General features: G+C 53.7%; 16 protein-coding genes. 9 read left to right on the top strand and 7 right to left on the bottom strand.

What is annotated here, in order from left to right; genetic code table 11:
• Positions 1-53: 53 nt before the first annotated feature.
• Positions 54-1,742, top strand: a complete 1,689-nt coding sequence (locus F0Q32_RS12725; RefSeq protein WP_149463359.1) for a DUF4139 domain-containing protein — start codon at positions 54-56, stop codon at positions 1,740-1,742.
• Positions 1,743-1,779: 37 nt separating this feature from the next.
• Here the strand turns inward: F0Q32_RS12725 and lplT are convergent, their stop codons facing one another.
• Both lplT and aas read right to left on the bottom strand, forming a co-directional pair.
• On the bottom strand, positions 1,780-2,973 hold the full coding sequence (gene lplT, locus F0Q32_RS12720) for a lysophospholipid transporter LplT (protein WP_149463358.1): 1,194 nt from the start codon (positions 2,971-2,973) through the stop codon (positions 1,780-1,782).
• Entirely contained in the window at positions 2,966-5,125 is a 2,160-nt protein-coding gene (gene aas, locus F0Q32_RS12715; protein ID WP_149463357.1) for a bifunctional acyl-ACP--phospholipid O-acyltransferase/long-chain-fatty-acid--ACP ligase, read from the bottom strand. The genes lplT and aas overlap by 8 nt, the downstream gene beginning before the upstream one ends.
• A 399-nt stretch (positions 5,126-5,524) precedes the next feature.
• On the opposite strand from aas, the gene galR reads away from it, so the two are divergent.
• Positions 5,525-6,541 carry an HTH-type transcriptional regulator GalR gene (gene galR, locus F0Q32_RS12710; RefSeq protein ID WP_149463356.1) on the top strand — a complete coding sequence of 339 codons (1,017 nt, stop codon included), beginning with the start codon at positions 5,525-5,527 and terminating at the stop codon, positions 6,539-6,541.
• A gap of 6 nt (positions 6,542-6,547) precedes the next feature.
• On the opposite strand, the gene F0Q32_RS12705 is transcribed toward galR, so the two are convergent.
• The 3 genes from F0Q32_RS12705 to F0Q32_RS12695 are packed head-to-tail and all read right to left on the bottom strand — an operon-like array spanning position 6,548 to position 10,154.
• A complete protein-coding gene (locus tag F0Q32_RS12705) occupies positions 6,548-7,321 on the bottom strand; it encodes a GntR family transcriptional regulator (protein ID WP_149463355.1) in 774 nt (257 codons plus the stop codon).
• 60 nt (positions 7,322-7,381) lie between these two features.
• Complete coding sequence (locus tag F0Q32_RS12700) at positions 7,382-8,809, bottom strand: glycoside hydrolase family 1 protein (protein ID WP_149463354.1); 1,428 nt, start codon at positions 8,807-8,809, stop codon at positions 7,382-7,384.
• A gap of 7 nt (positions 8,810-8,816) precedes the next feature.
• Positions 8,817-10,154, bottom strand: coding sequence for a PTS sugar transporter subunit IIC (locus F0Q32_RS12695; RefSeq protein ID WP_149463353.1), 1,338 nt, complete (start codon positions 10,152-10,154; stop codon positions 8,817-8,819).
• A gap of 302 nt (positions 10,155-10,456) precedes the next feature.
• Between F0Q32_RS12695 and F0Q32_RS12690 the strand changes: the two genes are divergently transcribed.
• Positions 10,457-11,488, top strand: coding sequence for a LacI family DNA-binding transcriptional regulator (locus F0Q32_RS12690; protein WP_149463352.1), 1,032 nt, complete (start codon positions 10,457-10,459; stop codon positions 11,486-11,488).
• On the opposite strand, the gene lysA is transcribed toward F0Q32_RS12690, so the two are convergent.
• The gene (gene lysA, locus F0Q32_RS12685) at positions 11,458-12,720 is read right to left on the bottom strand and encodes a diaminopimelate decarboxylase (RefSeq protein ID WP_149463351.1); all 1,263 of its coding nucleotides are present in this window, start codon (positions 12,718-12,720) and stop codon (positions 11,458-11,460) included. The genes F0Q32_RS12690 and lysA overlap by 31 nt on opposite strands.
• Positions 12,721-12,966: 246 nt before the next feature.
• Between lysA and F0Q32_RS12680 the strand changes: the two genes are divergently transcribed.
• A complete protein-coding gene (locus tag F0Q32_RS12680) occupies positions 12,967-13,890 on the top strand; it encodes a LysR family transcriptional regulator (RefSeq protein ID WP_149463350.1) in 924 nt (307 codons plus the stop codon).
• Between the two features lie 158 nt (positions 13,891-14,048).
• Here the strand turns inward: F0Q32_RS12680 and F0Q32_RS12675 are convergent, their stop codons facing one another.
• Positions 14,049-14,741, bottom strand: a complete 693-nt coding sequence (locus F0Q32_RS12675; protein ID WP_149463349.1) for an aspartate/glutamate racemase — start codon at positions 14,739-14,741, stop codon at positions 14,049-14,051.
• A 142-nt stretch (positions 14,742-14,883) separates the two neighbouring features.
• Here F0Q32_RS12675 and F0Q32_RS12670 point away from each other — a divergent pair, with 142 nt between their 5' ends.
• The 5 genes from F0Q32_RS12670 (at position 14,884) to F0Q32_RS12650 (ending at position 19,910) form a co-directional block, all read left to right on the top strand.
• The gene (locus F0Q32_RS12670; RefSeq protein WP_149463348.1) at positions 14,884-15,210 is read left to right on the top strand and encodes a cupin domain-containing protein; all 327 of its coding nucleotides are present in this window, start codon (positions 14,884-14,886) and stop codon (positions 15,208-15,210) included.
• 475 nt (positions 15,211-15,685) lie between these two features.
• Positions 15,686-16,576 carry a carbohydrate ABC transporter permease gene (locus tag F0Q32_RS12665; protein ID WP_108475941.1) on the top strand — a complete coding sequence of 297 codons (891 nt, stop codon included), beginning with the start codon at positions 15,686-15,688 and terminating at the stop codon, positions 16,574-16,576.
• On the top strand, positions 16,569-17,471 hold the full coding sequence (locus F0Q32_RS12660) for a carbohydrate ABC transporter permease (protein WP_149463347.1): 903 nt from the start codon (positions 16,569-16,571) through the stop codon (positions 17,469-17,471). Before F0Q32_RS12665 ends, F0Q32_RS12660 begins: the two co-directional genes overlap by 8 nt.
• Positions 17,472-17,483: 12 nt before the next feature.
• On the top strand, positions 17,484-18,611 hold the full coding sequence (locus tag F0Q32_RS12655; protein ID WP_149463346.1) for an ABC transporter ATP-binding protein: 1,128 nt from the start codon (positions 17,484-17,486) through the stop codon (positions 18,609-18,611).
• Positions 18,612-18,623: 12 nt separating this feature from the next.
• Positions 18,624-19,910 carry an ABC transporter substrate-binding protein gene (locus F0Q32_RS12650; RefSeq protein WP_149463345.1) on the top strand — a complete coding sequence of 429 codons (1,287 nt, stop codon included), beginning with the start codon at positions 18,624-18,626 and terminating at the stop codon, positions 19,908-19,910.
• Positions 19,911-19,976: the final 66 nt, after the last annotated feature.

Genomic DNA, 19,976 nt, shown 5'->3' with positions numbered 1-19,976 from the left:
GCAATAGACTTACGCCGACGCCACGCGGGCGTTTTTCTTCGTTAAGGACAACCATGTTTATTTTAAAACCGCTTCCCCTCGCCCTGTTTCTGGCAGGCGCGTCCGTTTCATCAGCCTGGTCTGCACAGCTTACGCAGCCGCTCTCGCTTAAAGAGGTCACCGTTTATCTGCGCGGTGCGAGTCTGCAAAGTGAAGAGGCGCTAAATCTCCCTGCCGGAGAGAGCGAAATTACCTTTACGCAGGTTGCCGATTCCGTTCTTCCTGACAGCATCGCCATTGCCATGGATAACGGCGTCACCGTACTTTCCTCGCGCGTCGCGCTGCAGGAAACACAATCCGGCGCGGACCTGTCCGACATCCAGCAGCAGCTTAACGCCGCCAGACAAGAAAAAGAGAAACTGACCGCCGAGAAAAACAATATCAACGCGCAAATTAAGGTGCTGGAGGCTAACCGTTCGTTAACCACCAAGAGCGCGGCGGAGGTGGGAAAATATCTGCAAATGGTCAAAGAAAAGAACGGTGAACTGCTGTTAGCCGCCGGTCAATTGACGCAGAAAATCAGCGACAAGCAGCGGGATATCGATAAGCTGGAGCTGCGCGAAAGTATGAGCAAAGGTGAGTTGGGCGGCGAAAACGAACCGCAGGTGATTATCGCCAGAGTGTATGCCCCCAAAGCCGTCAGCTCCCGGGCAGTGGTGCGTTATATGACCCGAGCCGCCTCATGGACGCCGCTCTACGATATTCACGCCAGCGCCATTAATCAACCGCTGCGGCTGGTCTATAAGGCCAGTATTCGCCAGTATACGGGGCTGGCGTGGAAGAACGTTAAGCTGGTGCTCTCCACCAGCGAGCCGAATACGCATCTGACGTTGCCGCGCATGGAGACGCAGTATGTGGATGTACGCGATGAGAGTATAAAGATGTCGGGCTATGCATACGGATCCGGCAGCGGTTCACTTGATGCGGCCTTCCAGGCACAAGAGAAAGCGACGGCTCGTAAGGACGCTTATGCCGCCGAGGAAGCGGCAGCGGCGACAAAAGCCGCCGCTGATAAAAAAGCAGCAGAAGCCGGTCGTCGTTATGCCGCCCCGGTAAAAGCACCATCCCCACGGCCCGCAGAAAACTTCACCGCATTAAACGTCCGTTATGCGCTCACCCTTCCCTGGCAAATCGACAGCGATAACAACGCGCGTACGGTGGTGATTAAAGAAGAGTCCGTCTCCGGCAACTATCGCTTCTTTGCGATTCCGAAAATCAGCAATGACGCCTATTTGCAGGTGCAGATTAACGCGTGGGAAGATCTGAACCTGATCCCCGGCGAAAGCCAGATTTTCTTTGGCAACAACCGTACCGGAGTCGGTTATTTACAGCCGCCGGAAGATGGTAAATCACTGAACATTCAGCTTAATCGTGATCCGAAGCTGATTATCCAGCGTAAAACGGTGCAGAAGAAAGAGAATGCGGTCTCAATCTTTAACGACGATGCGGTACGCAACTTCAGCTATTCCTTGAACGTGAAAAACAGCTATGCCGAAGCCGTGGATTTAACCCTTCTCGATCAAATCCCGGTCAGCGCCAACAGCGATATTACGGTGGAAAAAGTGCAGTATGGCCAGGCGCAGTACAACGCCAAAACCGGCGAGCTGAGCTGGAAACTGCATCTGGCGGGGAAAGAGAACGTCAGTTTGCCGTTCTCCTATACGGTGAAGTATCCGAAAAAAATCACGCCTTCAGGATTATAAATTCAGCGGGTGGCGTTAAACGCCACCCTATTCACGCTTAGCGCCTGTGCCCCCACAGCCACAGGCCGATAATCGCCAGCGCAAACAGCACGCCAAAGCCAATGCCTACGCCAATGACCGGAATTCCTACCATCACCGCCAGCGAGTAAATTCCCAGCATAATCAGCATCGCGCTGTTTTCGCCCAGGTTCTGCACGGCGATAGCGTTACCTGCGCCCACCGAGTGTTTGCCGATATCCTGAAGCAGCGCGTTAAGCGGCACGACAAAGAAACCGCCGCAAATCCCGATGACAAACAGCAGTGCATAGGCTGGCAGAATCGCGTGTTGCAGGGCGAAAATCGCCACTACCACACCAATTAACACGCCTGCTGGCATGCAACGGGCGACGGTTTGCAGCGTCACCAGTTTGGCCGCTGCGCCTGCACCGACCACAATCCCTACGGCGACCATGGCGTTAAGATACGTGGGCGTGGCGTTATCGGTAATGCCGAGCGCCACAGGTACCCACAGCACCAGCAGGAAGCGCAGCGTCACGCCGGCGCCCCAGAACAGACTGGTCCCCAACAGCGAGAAACGCGCTTCGCCGTTGTGCCACAGGGTTTTGCAAGCGCTGAAGAAACTGTTGGTCATCGGGCGAAATCGCCAGGATTGCCCTGGGCGCGCCGCCGCAAGCCTGGAAATAAAAAGGTTAGCGACCACTGCGCCGCCGTAAGCGATAGCGCAGGCTACCAGCGCCGCAATCACGTGCCAGTCGGCCAGCACTCCGCCCGCCACCGAGCCCAGCAGTATGGCGGCAATGGTCGATGCTTCCATCAACCCGTTGGCTTTCACCAGTTTATCGCCGGTCGTCAGCTCGCCCAGAATGCCATACTTGGCCGGTGAGTAACCCGCCGCCCCAATGCCCACCAGCAAATAACCGATGAACGGGTTTACACCGAAGCAGATGCTCGCTGCACCAATCAGTTTCAGGCCGTTGGTCATCATCATGACGCGACCTTTGGCAAAGCTGTCTGCTATCTGCCCTACGAACGGTGCGAAAAGAATGTAAGCGCCCACAAACACCATCTGTAAAACCGGTTGACTCCAGTCGGGATAAAACTGCTGTTTCATCAATGCCAGCGTGGCAAAAAGCAGGGCGTTATCACCGAACGCGGAGAGAAACTGAGCGGCAATCACCGCCATCATGCCCTTCGACCAGATAGAGGTGTTAGTGTGTACTGACTCACTCATTGTGCTGTTCTGCCTCTTCAACCATACCTTTGAGCGTCACGAAGTCCGGCTTGCCGCTGCCCAATAGCGGGAGTTGTTTCAGCCAGCGGATATCGCGCGGCACGGCCAGTTCCGGTACGCCATGTGCCCGCGCGTACTGCAACAGTTTGTCGCGGGTCAGCTCATTATCGGTGGTAAACAGCACCAGCGCCTCCCCTTTGCTGGCATCTGTTTTCACAGCTGTGGCGTGCATTTTCTCTGGGGATACCGCCAGCGCCACCTGCTCGACCATTTCCAGGGATACCATTTCCCCGGCAATTTTCGCGAAGCGTTTGGCACGGCCCTGAATTTGCACAAAGCCCTGTTCGTCAAAGGCGACGATATCGCCCGTGTCGTACCAGCCCTCTTCCAGCTCGCCGTGTTGGTTCTCGGCGCTCGGTTTTTCCAGCACGCCAGGGTTCTCGACGCGCAGATAGCCGGTCATGATATTCGGCCCTTTCAACTGCAAACGTCCGCCTTTATCAATGCCAGGGATTGCCAGCAAACGCGCATCCATTCCAGGTAAAATGCGCCCCACAGTACCCGGCTTCGCCGCCATCGGCACGTTGATAGAAACCACTGGCGCGCATTCCGTCACGCCGTAGCCTTCCAGAATGCGCAGGCCGAACTTGTCCTGCCAGAGTTCTTTGGTACTTTGCTGCAGTTTTTCCGCCCCCGCGACCACGTAGCGAAGACGATAAAAATCATACGGATTCGCGAAGCGCGCGTAGTGACCAAGGAAGGTGGAGGTACCAAACAGTACGGTACAGTTACGGTCATAAACCAGCTCCGGCACGATGCGGTAATGCAATGGGCTCGGATAAAGGAAAACCTGAGCGCCCGTCAGCAGCGGCGTAAACAGCCCAACTGTCAGACCGAAAGAGTGAAACAGCGGCAGCGCGGACATAAAGCGATCGTTAGCGGTGAAATCGGCGATGGTTTTAATCTGCTCGACGTTCGCCAGAATGCTTTTATGGCTGTGCACCACACCTTTCGGGTTCCCCTCAGAACCGGAAGTGAAGAGGATAATCGCCGGATCTTCCGGTTTCTGTTCGACCTGCGCCAGACGCGGCACCAGCAGGCGCGAGAAAATCCACAGTTTGTCCTGGGGAGTGATATCACCTTTTAAATCTTCGAGGAACACCCAACGTACCTGAGTCAGCTGTTCGGTCAGGTGCCAGAGTTTGCCTTTATCAAGGAAGGTACGTGAGGTAAATATCGTCTTCAGTTCCGCCGCGGTAATCGCGCTGGAAAGCCCCTTCACGCCCGCCGTGTAGTTCATCATCGCCGGAATACGCCCGCGCGCAATCGCCCCGAAAATCACCGCCGCGCTGATCCCTGCGTTCGGCAGCATCAGGCCGATGCGTTCGCCTTTCCGGGTGTATTTGTCGAGGATACGCGCCACAAACAGCGTTTTGGTCATCAGTTTGTGGTAACTGTCGGGCTGGAAGTTAATGTCTTCCACGCATGGTTTTTTTGCGCCATAACGATACTGGGCGTTAATCAGCGATTCAAAAAGCGTTTCACGCGGACGCACCGCCATCCGCGCTTCCATCATAATTTGATGCAGCATTTCGCCAGCAATTTTGCGGCGATCGCGCGCACGCGGCGCATCCGGCATCTCAATACGGGTTGGCGGCAACAGATGCAGCCGAATTTGCGGGAAGAGACGCTGCTTCACCAGCCCTTTCAGGCGGCTGAAGTAGGTCAGTTCTGCCCCTTCAATACGTACCGGGATAATGGTCGCGCCCGATTTTGCCGCCACAAAGGCCGCGCCGTCGTAGATTTTCATCAGCGAACCAGAAACCGAAATACGCCCTTCGGGAAAAATCACCACCGGTCTACCCTGTTCAATCAGGCGCACCAGGTGTTTGATAGACATTGGTTTAGTCGGGTCGAGCGGTACAAAGTCGATCAGTGGCGTGAGCCAGCGCATAAACCATTTTTGCGAAATCGAGGAGTAAACTGCAAATACCGGACGTACTGGCAGAAATAGCGCCAGCAAAATACCATCAATAAATGAGACATGGTTCGGGGTAATCAGCACCTTTGATTGTGTTAAAGCCGCTGTGTCGCCGGTCATTCTTACCCGAAACAGAACTTTAAAAAGCTGCCGAAAAAAGCCAATAACCATACCAACTCCTTTTGCCAAAGTTTTCTCTGCATGAAGGGTACATGAGAAAACAGCGTAAAAGCAGTAAACCCCCAATTCTTGACAAAAAAAAACCTGCGCATCTGCGCAGGTTGGTGTAATTCAAGTCAGTCAACCTTACGGATGACTTCACCTATCAATACCTCTGGGATAATCAGAGTAGCAATCCCGCCGCTGTTTTCTCCAGTACAGAACCGCAACAGCCCTTCGCAAAGTGTAAGCAAAAGTTTGTATTCGTTTTTTTAGAATCACTTAGTGCTTTTTCGTGTCAACAGGGGACTATCAAAGATCTTCCCTTCAAGCGCCTCGCGCCCTTGAACCTGCGCGAAATTTCCGTAACACTACAGTGGTGTAACCGTTTACCCATCGAAAAGGCAGTGTATGGCGACTATCAAAGATGTGGCTCGACTGGCTGGCGTCTCTGTCGCCACCGTCTCCCGCGTAATCAATAATTCCCCGAAAGCCAGCGATGCTTCGCGTCAGTCGGTGTCTTCGGCCATGGAAACACTCAATTACCACCCGAACGCTAACGCGCGCGCCCTGGCGCAGCAGTCAACGGAAACCGTGGGGCTGGTGGTAGGCGATGTGTCTGACCCCTTCTTTGGCGCCATGGTCAAAGCTGTTGAGCAGGTGGCGTATCACACCGGCAACTTTTTGCTGATCGGTAACGGCTATCACAACGAATTAAAAGAGCGTCAGGCCATTGAGCAGTTAATTCGCCATCGCTGTGCGGCGCTGGTGGTACACACCAAAATGATTCCTGATGCGGAACTGGTCGGGTTGATGAAGCAAATACCCGGCATGGTGCTGATTAACCGCATATTGCCCGGCTTTGAAAAACGCTGCGTGGCGCTGGACGACCGCTATGGCGCGTGGCTCGCGACACGTCATTTGATTCAGCAGGGGCATACCCGGATTGGCTACATCTGCTCAAACCACGCGATTTCCGATGCGGAAGACCGCTTGCAGGGATATTACGACGCGCTAAAAGAGAACGGGCTGCCGTGTAACGATCGGCTGGTGACCTTCGCGGAACCCGACGAAAGCGGCGGCGAGCAGGCAATGACCGAGCTACTGGGGCGCGGAAAACAGTTTACCGCCGTGGCCTGCTATAACGACTCGATGGCAGCAGGCGCAATGGGCGTGCTCAATGATAACGGCATCGACGTGCCGCAGGAGATTTCGCTGATTGGTTTCGATGATGTACTGGTATCACGCTATGTGCGCCCGCGTTTAACCACTATTCGTTATCCAATCGTGACCATGGCGACGCAGGCAGCAGAGCTGGCGCTGGCACTGGCGGAAAAACGCCCGGTGCCGGATGTCACCCACCTCTTCAGCCCGACGCTTGTGCGTCGTCATTCGGTGTCGGTGCCGGCAGAGAGCGATAAGGCTTAACCGCGTTTACATCAGCTTGCCCTGAAAAATCGGCACCGATTCAAACAAGAAACCATCAAAATCGGGCGCGTCGGCGTCCGAAAGTTCAAGCATACTGTTTTTCACATTCTCCAGATGCTGCCACATTGCCTGCCAGGCCCCCATTACATCGCGACGGCGCAGCGCGGCAAGGATGGCCTGCCGCTCGCCGAGCCATTTCAGCCGGTAAGCGCGGCTGGCGATATGCACATTAAATTGCTGCCATAGTGGGCTACTGTCCATTTGCAGCCAAATGCGCTCGACCGTCGCCAGCATCATCTGATTTTGCGTCGCCCCCGCCAGCACCAGGTGAAACATTTTACTGTTATCCTGGCGAGTATCATTGCTGGCGATGGCGTGCTGCTCCTGCTCGATGATGCGCCTCAGGTTGTCGATATCCGCCCGCGTGGCCATTTTGGCGGCGAAAGCGGCGATATTACTTTCCAGCAACTGACGCGCCTGAAGGATCTCAAACGGGCCAACGTCACTGTTCAGCAGTTGCTCTTCATCGCCGTCATTCTCCTGAGGGACGCGCATCACATAGACACCGGAGCCCTGGCGTATATCGACAATCCCCTGTAGTTCCAGCATCAGCAGCGCCTCGCGGACAATGGTTCGGCTAACGCCGTACTTTTCGGCGATATTGCGCTCCGGCGGCAGCCGCGAGCCGACGGGATACTGCCCCTGAATAATTTGCGAGCGGAGATCCTCACCTATTTCCTGGTACGGTTTTTTTTCCGGCGGAGTGACGGCCTTTTCCACAATATCACCTGTTTCAGATAACGGATGTCCTGGCGAGTATCTTAACAAAATTTGCCCGGCTTATTTCCACTCGTCATCAATCGTCAGCGTCAGGCTTCGCGATTCGCGCAATGTTCTGAACCACGAGGCCGATTTTTTCGCCCGCCGTGCGCGATGATTATCGAGGTCTATTTCAATTAGCCCATAGCGATTTTTAAACGCGTTCATCGGCGAGACACAATCCGTAAAAGCCCACAGCATATAGCCGTGACAGTTAGCGCCATCAGCACGCGCACGTAGCGTTTGCCACAAATGCTGGCTGATGAAATCGATGCGGTAATCATCCTCAATCACGCCGTCACGGTTACGGAATTGCCCTTCATTTTCAACGCCCATGCCGCTTTCCGCGACGAACCATGGAATATTGCGGTACTCATTTTTGATGCGCATCGCCATGTCGTAAATAATCTGCGGGTATATTTCCCAGCCGCGCGAGTTATTCATCTTGCGCCCCGGCAGCTCGAAGGGTTCGTAATACCAGGCTGGGTGAAACGGCGTTTGCGGGTGCCACGCGCGCGAAGGTGCTTTCACGCGGTGCGGATAATATAGATTGATGCCCAACTCATCGACTGTATTCTCACGGATAAGCGTAAGCTCTGCTTCGCTGTAATCCCACGCGATGTGATGCTGCTCCAGCAGGGAAACCAGTTCGGCGGGATATTCACCATGCACCAGCGGATCGAGGAAGACACGGTTGTAGAAGAGATCGTACACCTCGGCGGCGCGCTTATCATGCGCAGCGCGAGATCGCGGATAGGTCACTTCCGGGTTAAGAATACAACCCACACTGCCGCGATAACCTTTCTCACGAAACAACTTCACCACTTTGGCAGTCGCCAGCACCTTGTGGTGGTTCCATTGCATCCAGGTACTGGTGTTTTGCTCATACGGCCAGCGCAGGGCGTCCAGATAAACGCGGGTTTGCACCACAATGGGCTCGTTGAAGGTGAACCAGCGTGTCACTTTCAGGTGATAGCGGGCAAACACCTGTTCAACGTAACGCACATATAGCTCGACCACTTTTTTCGAGCCCCAGCCGCCGTAAGTTTCCAGCAAATAACCCGGTAGCTCGTAATGTTCCAGGCAGATCATTGGTTCGATGCCGTTGGCGCGCATCTCGTCGAATAGCTGGTCATAGTAGCGGGCGTACTCTTCATCGACCGACACATTTTCATAGTCGGTGAGAAAACGTGACCAGTTAATTGAAGTGCGAAAATGGGTGAGCCCCGCCTGCTTCATCAGTTGCACATCTTCGCGAAAACGATTGATAAAATCGGTGGCGACCGCCGGACCGTAACCATTGTGCCAAACGTGGCGGTCGTTTTTATACCAGAGATCGGGCCATGAGTCCTGGCCCTCTTTTTTCCCGCTCCAGCCCTCGGTTTGCCAGGCGGATGCGGCCGCGCCAAGAATAAAATCGTGCGGAATTTCTGCTGTTTTTACGCTCATTTTTCCCTCACGCGTTGTTGGCGGCTTGCTGATTTTCCGCAGCCTGCTGAGCCAGCGCGGCACGGCGCGAGGCGATTTTGACGAACGGCAGATAGATAATCACCGCCGTCACGATGCAGATAAGCTGCGTGACCACCGCGCCCATCGACCCCGCCGTCGAAAGCCAGGCGTTGATCAACGGCGGTGTGGTCCACGGCACCATTACCACCGCTTTCCCGGCAAAACCGGTTAACGTTGCAAAATAGCCGATCGTGCCGGTCACCAGCGGGGTGATGATAAACGGGATCGCCAGGATCGGATTAAGCATGATCGGCATGCCGAAGATCACCGGCTCATTGATATTAAACAGCCCTGGACCTATCGACAGCTTGGCTATCTCTTTCATCTCTTTGCGTTTGGTCGCAATCATGACTGCAATTAGCAAGCCGATCGTCAGACCGGAGCCGCCAATACTCATGTAGACGTCCCAGAACGGCATGGTGATGATATTCGGCACCTCTTTGCCCTGTTCAAAAGCGCTCATGTTGACGGTGATCGCCCCCAGCAGCAGCGGCTCGCGGATCGGTTTGATCATCTGATTGCCGTGAATGCCGATCACCCAAAACAGCTGGGCGACAAACATCAGTAGCAGGATCCCCGGCAGGCTTTGCACCACACGTTCCAGCGGTTGCTGCACCACCTGATATACCGCATCGTAGAGATACATGCCGGTAAGTTGATGAAAAATAAAGCCAAAGGTGGCGATTGCCGTGGTGGTAATAATCGCCGGGATCAGCGCAGAAAATGAGGCCGAGACGTTTGGCGGCACGGTATCGGGCATTTTGATCTTTAGCCCCTCCCGCTTCTCAAGCCAGCAATAAACCTCTACCGACAAAATAGCGATAAACATGCCGAGGAACAGACTGCGGGTATCGGAGAACTGGCGCAGTAGCACATCTTTAACTTCATGCATCTGCCCATCCACCATCATCTCAACGGTGGTAGGCGTCACGCAGATAAAACAGATCACCGCCAGCAGGCCGGGAAACAGGGTTTTTATGCCGTTAATTCGGCCTAACTCGATGCCAATTAGAAACACGGCGCCGATATTAAGAAAGTTAAGCGTCGCATAGTTAATTGCACTGGTGATAGGTTTTAATGCCGCCAGAAACGAGAGCGCCTGGAAGCTGGCTAAACCATTTTTTGGATCCAGTACCATGTTAGAAATCAGCACTGAAAACGCGCCGACGATGATCACCGGCATGAGGGTGATAAAGGAAGATTTGATCGCCATTATATAGCGGTAGCTATTGAATTTTGTGGCGAAACTTCCCAGGGAATCGATGACTTTTTCCTGAAATGCCATGAGTTGGTACCTCAAAAATGTAGGGCTTTATTATCGAATGGGTAGACAGCTGAATACCATTTGGCATACCAAAAATAGTCACAGGTCAGAAAAAGTTCTGTGATTAAACTCTCACCTTCTCTTCTGGTATTCCAAAATAAGCAAAAATATCATCATTGGTATACCACATTAAAATCACGGCTATTTTTCTCCCCCTCACGCTAAAAAGCGTGATCCCGATAGTTATTTGCCGCGTTCTCAAAGCATATGCCCCTGAATGTCTGTGATAAACTGCGGAAATCACGTGGCATCAGGAACAGACAATGACAACAATGCTGGATGTCTCAATTCGCGCAGGCGTTTCGAAAGCAACGGTTTCCCGCGTTTTGAACGGCACAGGTCAGGTAAAAGAGAGCACCCGTCAGCAGGTGTTCAAAGCAATGGAAGAGTTGGGCTACCGGCCAAATTTTCTGGCGCGCTCACTGGCAAACCGCACCAGCAATAGCATTGGGCTGATTGTCTCAACCTTTGACGGCTTCTATTTTGGCCGCCTGTTACAACAGGCATCGCGTCAGACGGAAGTCTGGGGCAAGCAGTTGATTGTCGCCGACGGGCACGACGAGCCAGAGCGAGAAAAGCAGGCAGTGCAGATGCTGGCCGATCGCCAGTGCGATGCGATTGTGCTCTACACCCGTTTTATGAGCGAAGAAACCATCATGTCGCTCATCGATTCCATTCCCATGCCGCTGGTGGTGATCAACCGCGACGTCAGTCAGGCGCGCGAGCGCTGCGTCTTCTTCGAACAGCAGGATGCCGCCTTTCAGGCAGTGGAGTACCTGATTTCTCAGGGCCATCGCGACATCGCCTGCCTCACGGTACCCATCCACACGCCGACCGGGAAAGCGCGTTTAGAAGGGTATAAAAATGCGCTGGAAAAACATGGTATTGCATGGGATCCGGCGAAGGTAAAATATGGCGATGCGGGTATGACCTGCGGCTTTGAGAAGTGCAATGAACTGCTGAGCGAAAAGGTGCCATTTAGCGCGCTGTTTGCCTGTAACGATGATATGGCGCTGGGCGCATCAAAAGCGCTGCATCAGGCGGGGCTACGCATTCCGCAGGATATTTCACTGTTCGGGTTCGATGACGCGCCGAGCGCGAAATGGCTGGAGCCGGGGCTGTCGACGGTTTATCTGCCGATCGATAACATGATAGTGACCGCTATCGATCAAGCCATTAAGCTCGCCAATGACGAGCCAATTGAAACCATCCCGCCGTTTACCGGCACGCTCGTGCTACGTGATACGGTGACGACGGGACCGTTTTACGCCAGTTCCAGCGCCAGCAGTTCCTGAATTGTCTGGCGGCGGCGAATCAAACGCGCCGCGCCATTATCAAACAGCACTTCCGGCAATAGCGGGCGACTGTTGTAGTTCGATGACATCGACGCACCGTACGCACCGGTGTCGTGCAGTACCAGATAATCGCCCGGCTTCACCGCAGGCAAGGCGCGCGTTTCCACTTTTCCACCTTCCTGCTGCGTAAAGACATCGCCCGACTCGCACAGCGGGCCGGCAACCACCGTTTCAATCAGCGGTGCCTGGGAGAGGTCGCGCCCGTCAGCGGCGAACGCTGAAATGTGGTGATAGCTACCGTACATGGCCGGACGCATCAGATCGTTAAATCCGGCATCGATCAGCACAAAGTGGCGGCTCCCCATCGCTTTCACACTACGCACCTGCGCCACCAGCACGCCAGACTCCGCCACCAGGAAGCGCCCCGGCTCAAGTTCAAGCTTGACCGGATGCCCCAGATGTTTGGCAATCTGTTCACGCGCACCGTTCCACAGGCCGTAGTAGTGATCGGTGTTGATCGCTTCTTCGCCTTCACGATAGGGGATAGACAGCCCGCCCCCCGCAGAGATCGCTTCCAGATCCTGACCAAATTCAATAACCTGACGCACCATTGCGCCGCAAACCTGTTCCAGATGCCCATAATCCACGCCGGAACCGATGTGCATGTGAATGCCCACCAGCTTTAGCTGATAACGCTGAATCACGTCCAGCGCGTCCGGAAGATCGCTATACCAGATACCGTGTTTGCTGTTTTCGCCGCCGGTGTTGGTTTTCTGACTGTGACCGTGACCAAAGCCTGGATTCACGCGCAGCCACACGCGATGACCTGGAGACACCTCACCCAGTTGCGCCAGCATATCGACGGAACCGGCGTTAACCGGGATCTGCAACTCATGCACGCGCGAAAGCGTCGCCTCGTCGATAGTGTCAGCGGTGAAAACGATATCATCAGAATCAGCACCCGGCTGATAGCCCGCCACCAGCGCGCGCTCAATCTCACCCAATGACACTGAATCTACCTTCACACCCTGCTCGCGCATCAGACGCAGAATATGGATGTTCGAGCATGCTTTTTGGGCAAAACGCACGACATCAAACTGGCTCAATTTGGCAATCTGCTGGCGAATAATTTGCGCGTCATACACCCAGACCGGGCAGCCAAATTCAGCGGGCAGGCGCAGCAGATTTTCTGCAGTCAGGTCGGTGTCGGTACTGTTAAGCGGGCGTGGCATAAAAGGCTCCGGTGTCAGATGTTGCTTTTTACCGATTACGCCACAGGATGAAGGGAATAAAAAATATCGTTTTATGGCGAGTCTATGCAAAAATGATATGGTTTGGATTTGTGCGCGGTATACCCCTCACCCTAACCCTCTCCCCAAAGGGGCGAGGGAGAAACACGCGCACGGTCAGTCCCCTCGCCCCTTTGGGGAGAGGGTTAGGGTGAGGGGTCAAACAAACCCACAAACCAGGAGCCCACAATGCCCGCCGTCAACCTGCGCCACATTGAAATCTTCCATGCGGTTATGACCGCCGGTAACCTGACGGAAGCCGCGCGCCTGCTGCATACCTCGCAGCCCACGGTCAGCCGCGAACTGGCGCGCTTTGAAAAAGTGCTCGGATTGAAGCTCTTTGAACGCAGCCGTGGCCGCTTACATCCTACCGTTCAAGGATTAAGACTGTTTGAAGAGGTGCAACGCTCCTGGTACGGGCTCGATCGTATCGTTAGCGCGGCGGAAAGCCTGCGCGAGTTCCGCCAGGGCGAGCTGTCAATTGTGTGCCTGCCGGTCTTTTCACAATCCTTTTTACCGTTGTTGATCCAGCCTTTTCTGGCGCGCTACCCGGATGTCAGCCTGCAAATCGTGCCGCAGGAGTCGCCGTTGCTGGAGGAGTGGCTCTCGGCACAGCGCCATGATTTAGGGCTGACGGAAACGCTGCACACGCCCGCAGGGACTGAGCGCACGCCTCTGCTGACGCTCAACGAAGTCTGCGTGCTGCCGCAGGATCATCCACTGACGGCAAAAAGCGTACTGACGCCGGAAGATTTTCAGGGCGAAAATTACATCAGCCTGTCGCGTACCGACAGCTATCGCCAACTGCTGGATGCATTATTCACCGAGCATCAGGTGAAACGGAGAATGGTGGTAGAAACCCACAGCGCGGCGTCAATTTGTGCGATGGTGCGGGCAGGCGCGGGAATTTCAGTGGTTAACCCGTTCACCGCGCTGGATTACGTTAATAGCGGTGTGGTGATCCGCCGTTTCAGTAGAGATGTGCCGTTTACCGTGAGCCTGATTCGTCCGCTCCACCGACCCGGTTCGGCGCTGGTTGAGGCATTTACGCAGCATATGCAGGCAAACCTGGGCGTGATTACCGATACGTTGAATAAGGTTCTCGCACCGTAAAGGGATGCCGGATGGCGGCTGCGCCTTATCCGGCCTACGAATCGTGCGTGTTTTGCCGGATGGCGGCTGCGCCTTATCCGGCCTACGAATCGTGCGTGTTTGCCGGATGGCGGCAATATTGTAGGCCCGGTAAGCGAAGCGCCACCGGGCATTAAGGCTCAGGAGAGCATGAAATCCACCGCATCAGCGGCGTGGATCGCCGCCGTATCGAACACCGGCAGCGGACTGAGTTCCGCAGGCACCAGCAGGCCAATTTCGGTGCAGCCAAAAATCACGCCCTGCGCACCCTGCGCTTTAAGTGCCGAAATCACCTCGAGGTAATAGTCACGTGACGCCTCGCTGAAGGTGCCAAGGCACAGCTCATCAAAGATTATCTGGTTGATACGCGCGCGGTCGTCGCTGTCCGGAATCAGCGTGCTGATGGCAAATTCCTGTTGCAGACGGCCGCGATAGAAATCCTGTTCCATGGTGTAGCGTGTGCCCAACAGCGCAACGTTACGCATTCCCGTTTTCTGGATGGCGCGTCCGGTCGCATCGGCAATGTGCAGGAACGGCACAGTCACAGCGTTCTCGATGTGATCCGCCACTTTGTGCATGGTGTTGGTACACAGCACAATCCCTTGTGCACCGGCCTGCTCCAGCCCTTTTGCCGCCTGCGCCAGAATGTCGCCCGCGCGCTGCCAGTCACCGCTCGACTGACAGGCTTCAATCTCCTGAAAATCAACGCTATGCAGCAGTATTTGCGCCGAATGTAGCCCACCCAGGCGCTGCTTTACGCCTTCATTAATCAGCCGATAATAGGGGATTGTCGATTCCCAGCTCATGCCACCTAACAGCCCAATCGTTTTCATTTTTATGCCTCGGTTTTTCGCGTGCCTTCCAGTGAAGCAAACTTGTGATCAACTTTCCACTTCTCCAGCCGTGGTTTTCTTTTTCACGTATTCTGAGATAAGTTAAATGAAACATTGTTTCAACTTACTACAGGACTGCCTGATGTTTATTTTTCATAAAGAGACCACCCTTGAAGACCTGGGTAACGGCGTCACCCGTCGTATCCTCGCCCATGAGGGCAAGATGATGGCGGTAGAGGTCAACTTTGAGCAAGGCGCCGTTGGCCCGCTGCATAACCACCCGCACGAGCAGTTGACCTACGTGCTTTCCGGTGAATTTGAGTTCACGATCGGCGACGAAAAACACGTCGTGCGCGCAGGCGACACGCTGTATAAAAAACCGGAAATTATGCACGGTTGTGTTTGCCTGCAAGCCGGTACGCTGCTGGATACCTTTACCCCAATGCGCCAGGATTTCCTCAAGGGCTAATATTTTCACACCACCAAAAGCCTTCGTTTAGCGAAGGTTTTTTTTACTTCAAATAATTAAGCATTAGCCTGTTAACCATTAACGGAACCACTAATTTCAGCCGGTTAATGCGTGTTTTCTCTTATCTACTTCCATACCACCTTAGTAGAAACACCACCCATCTCACTTAATTGAAACATCGTTTCGACTTCGATCACATTTCCATCATTAAACGCATGACGCGGAAACAAATAGCAATAAAATAAAATTAAAACGGCGTTTTACTAATCGCACGTTACAAAACGCCAGAGATGAAACAGCAAAACGCCACCAATGGAATGAGTAGTAAAAAAGTCTTACATAACATTTATTTACAGGGAAGGATCGTATGACCGACACCAAGCTAACACCGTGAATTCCGCGCCCCGTGCCCCTCGTGTGGAGCGATGACCGAACCTCAATCCGTTTTACAAACTTGTTTGCCAGGTAGGTATCTATGAATGAAAACAGAATGCTGGGTTTGGCCTGGATTTCGCCCTATATCATTGGGTTGATAATCTTTACGGCCTTCCCGTTTGTGTCATCTTTCTTTCTCAGTTTTACTGAGTACGACTTGATGAGTCCGCCGGTATTTAACGGCATTGAGAACTATCGCTATATGTTTACCGAAGATACGCTCTTCTGGAAATCAATGGGCGTGACGTTCGCGTATGTATTTTTAACCATTCCACTGAAACTCGCTTTCGCCCTTGGCATTGCGTTTGTTCTTAACTTTAAATTACGCGGCATCGGGTTCTTCCGTACCGCCTATTATATTCCGTCTATTCTTGGCAGTTCTGTAGCCATTGCCGTGTTGTGGCGCGCCCTGTTTGCCATCGACGGCCTGCTGAACAGCTTCCTCGGCGTGTTCGGTTTTGATGCTATTAACTGGCTGGGCGAGCCGTCTCTGGCGCTGATGTCCGTTACGCTGCTGCGTGTCTGGCAGTTCGGTTCCGCGATGGTTATCTTCCTGGCCGCACTGCAAAACGTGCCGCAATCGCAGTACGAAGCCGCGATGATCGATGGCGCATCCAAATGGCAGATGTTTATGAAGGTCACCGTGCCGCTGATCACGCCGGTTATTTTCTTCAACTTCATCATGCAAACCACTCAGGCGTTCCAGGAGTTTACCGGCCCGTATGTGATTACCGGCGGCGGCCCAACTTACTCCACGTACCTGTTCTCGCTCTACATCTACGACACCGCGTTTAAATATTTCGATATGGGTTATGGCGCAGCGCTGGCGTGGGTTCTGTTCCTGGTCGTCGCGGTCTTCGCCGCCATCGCCTTTAAGTCTTCAAAATACTGGGTGTTCTACTCCGCCGATAAGGGAGGCAAAAATGGCTGATATTCAACAAATCGACGAAGCAAGAAGCATCGCTGAACGTGAGGTTGCCCGCACCCTGAGACGCGAGAAGATTAACGCCTGGGTTCGCTACACCATCCTGCTGTTTGTCGGCCTGCTGATGCTTTACCCGCTGGCGTGGATGTTCTCGGCGTCGTTCAAACCGAACCACGAGATCTTCACCACCCTGGGCCTGTGGCCAGCAAACGCCACCTGGGAAGGGTTTATCAACGGCTGGAAAACCGGTACCGAATACAACTTCGGCCATTACATGCTGAACACCTTCAAGTATGTGATCCCGAAAGTAATTCTGACCATTATCTCTTCCACTATCGTGGCCTACGGCTTTGCCCGCTTCGAAATTCCGTGGAAGAAATTCTGGTTTGCCACGCTCATCACCACCATGCTGCTGCCGAGCACCGTACTGCTGATTCCTCAGTACCTGATGTTCCGTGAAATGGGCATGCTGAACAGCTACATGCCGCTGTATCTGCCGCTGGCGTTCGCCACGCAGGGGTTCTTCGTCTTCATGCTGATTCAGTTCCTGCGCGGTGTACCGCGTGACATGGAAGAAGCGGCGCAAATTGACGGCTGTAACTCTATTCAGGTGCTGTGGTACGTGGTGGTGCCGATTCTGAAACCGGCCATTATCTCCGTCGCACTGTTTCAGTTTATGTGGTCCATGAACGACTTTATCGGCCCGCTGATCTACGTCTACAGCGTCGATAAGTACCCGATTGCACTGGCACTGAAAATGTCCATCGACGTCACCGAAGGTGCGCCGTGGAACGAAATTCTGGCAATGGCGAGCATCTCCATTCTGCCGTCCATCATTGTGTTCTTCCTGGCTCAACGCTACTTCGTACAGGGCGTGACCAGCAGCGGAATTAAAGGTTAAGAGGGATATATCATGGCTGAAGTGATTTTCAACAAACTGGAAAAAGTGTACTCCAACGGCTTCAAAGCGGTACATGGTATCGACCTTAAAATTGCTGAAGGCGAATTTATGGTGATCGTTGGCCCATCGGGCTGCGCCAAATCCACCACCCTGCGCATGCTGGCCGGGCTGGAAACCATCAGCGGTGGCGAAGTGCGCATCGGCGAGAAAGTGGTGAATAACCTCGCGCCGAAAGAGCGTGGCATTGCGATGGTGTTCCAGAACTACGCGCTTTATCCGCACATGACCGTGCGCGAGAACCTGGCGTTCGGCCTGAAGCTGAGCAAAATGCCAAAAGATCAAATCGACAGGCGGGTCGATGAAGCGGCGAAAATTCTTGAGCTGGATGAACTGCTGGACAGACTGCCGCGCCAGCTCTCCGGCGGCCAGGCACAGCGTGTGGCCGTAGGGCGCGCGATTGTGAAAAAGCCAGACGTGTTCCTGTTCGATGAACCGCTCTCCAACCTTGACGCCAAACTGCGTGCGTCGATGCGCATCCGTATTTCTGACCTGCATAAGCAGTTGAAGAAATCGGGCAAACCGGCGACCACCGTTTACGTCACCCACGATCAGACCGAAGCGATGACCATGGGCGACCGTATCTGCGTCATGAAGCTGGGTCACATCATGCAGGTCGATACGCCGGACAACCTCTACCACAAGCCGAAAAACATGTTCGTCGCGGGCTTTATCGGCGCACCGGAAATGAACATTCGCGCCAGCAAACTGGTGGAGAAAGAAGGACACCTCTCTCTGACCATCGGTGACGAGTTCCTGCCGCTGAGCAACGTGTTAGAGCAGAAACTGGCGGGCCATAAAAATGAAGACGTGTTCTACGGCATTCGCCCGGAATTCGTTTCCGTATCAGATGAGCCTTATGCCGAAGGCGGTTGCACCGGCGAGATGGTTCGCGTTGAAAACATGGGCCATGAGTTCTTCGTTTACCTGAAAGTCGCCAACTACGAGCTGACGGCGCGCATTCCATCGGATGAAGCTAAGCCAATGATTGATAAAGGGCTTAACCGTAAAGTGTACTTTAAGTTTGATATGAATAAGTGTCATATCTTTGACGCAAAAACAGAACAGAACCTCTCTCTTTAATGGAGTATTAAAATGAAAAAAGTGCTTTTAAGCGCAGCAATCTCCACCATTTTGGGGCTGACTGCTTTACCCTCAATGGCAAAAGATGTGGATTTACGTATGTCCTGGTGGGGCGGTAATGGCCGTCACCAGGTCACTCTGAAGGCGCTGGAAGAGTTCCATAAACAGAACCCTGACATCAACGTTAAAGCGGAATATACCGGCTGGGATGGTCACCTCTCCCGTCTGACCACCCAAATTGCGGGCGGTACCGAGCCGGATGTGATGCAAACCAACTGGAACTGGTTGCCGATTTTCTCCAAAACGGGTGATGGCTTCTACGACCTGAATAAAATGAAAGATGTCATCGACCTGAGCCAGTTCGATGCCAAAGAGCTGCAAACAACCACGGTGAACGGCAAGCTGAACGGTATTCCAATTTCCGTCACGGCGCGCGTATTCTACTTCAACGATGAAACCTGGAAAAAAGCTGGCGTGGAGTACCCGAAAACCTGGGACGCGCTGATGGAAGCGGGGAAAACCTTCGAAAGCAAACTGGGTAAACAGTACTACCCGGTGGTGCTTGAGCATCAGGATACCCTGGCGCTGCTGAACTCGTATATGGTGCAGAAGTACAACACGGCCGCCATTGATGAGAAGACCAAAAAGCTGGCCTGGAGCAAAGATCAGTGGAATGAGTTTTTCCAGATGTACAAAAAGCTCGTCGACAGTCACGTGATGCCGGATACCAAGTACTACGCTTCTTTCGGTAAGAGCAACATGTACGAAATGAAGCCGTGGATCCAGGGTGAATGGGGGGGAACCTACATGTGGAACTCCACCATCAATAAATATTCCGACAACCTGAAGCCGCCAGCAAAACTGGAGCTGGGTAACTATCCGATGCTGGAAGGCGCAACCGACGCGGGCCTGTTCTTCAAACCGGCGCAAATGCTCTCTATCGGTAAGTCGACGAAAAACCCGGAAGCGGCAGCGAAGTTGATCAACTTCCTGCTTAACAATAAAGAAGCGGTCGATACGCTGGGCCTGGAGCGCGGCGTGCCGCTGAGCAAGGCCGCGGTGAAATTCCTGACCGAAGACGGCATCATCAAAGAGGATGACCCGGCGGTCTCCGGCCTGCGTCTGGCACAGTCTCTGCCGACCAAACTGAGCGTGTCTCCGTACTTTGATGACCCGCAGATCGTCGCTCAGTTCGGCACCACGCTGCAATACATCGATTACGGTCAGAAATCTGTGGAAGATGCTGCCACAGACTTCCAGCGCCAGGCGGAACGTATTCTGCGTCGCGCCATGCGTTAATCCCGACCTTATCTCTCAATACCCTGGCGCTTCGGCGGCGGGGTATTTTTTTATCAGGAGCTGATT

The sequence above is a fragment of the Pseudocitrobacter sp. 73 genome, assembly GCF_008369545.1.
In the GTDB taxonomy this organism is placed as follows: Bacteria; Pseudomonadota; Gammaproteobacteria; order Enterobacterales; family Enterobacteriaceae; genus Pseudocitrobacter; species Pseudocitrobacter vendiensis.
Note: the sequence above shows the minus strand (reverse complement) of the source record. Positions and strands in the feature narration are given on the sequence as shown.